General features: G+C 46.2%; 1 protein-coding gene. It reads right to left on the bottom strand.

The features are described from left to right. Positions 1-297: aquaporin (locus tag AB4496_RS27540; protein ID WP_372133156.1), on the bottom strand; the 297-nt coding region annotated here is incomplete at its 3' end. Positions 298-325: the final 28 nt, after the last annotated feature.

The raw sequence follows: 325 nt of genomic DNA, 5'->3' as shown, positions 1-325 counted from the left end.
AAATAACACGCCACCTGCGATAATACCGCCAATCACTTGGGCAATAATATAAGGTGCGACATCTTTGGCATCAAAGCGACCACCGCTCCACAGTCCAATAGTAACAGCAGGGTTGAGATGACAGCCGGATATATGGCCAATAGCAAAAGCCATGGTGAGAACGGTTAAACCAAAAGCGAGGGAAACTCCGAGTAGACCAATTCCCACATCAGGGAAAGCCGCGGCTAAGACGGCACTACCACAACCGCCTAACACCAACCAAAACGTACCAAACATTTCTGCAATATACCTATTCATAACGATCCTTATTAATCTGTACCAGTAT

Origin of the sequence: Vibrio sp. 10N.222.46.A1 (genome assembly GCF_041473595.1) — a bacterium.
In the GTDB taxonomy this organism is placed as follows: domain Bacteria; phylum Pseudomonadota; class Gammaproteobacteria; order Enterobacterales; family Vibrionaceae; genus Vibrio; species Vibrio tasmaniensis_A.
The sequence above is the reverse complement of the archived record's forward strand: the minus strand, read 5'-3'. Positions and strand labels throughout refer to the sequence as shown.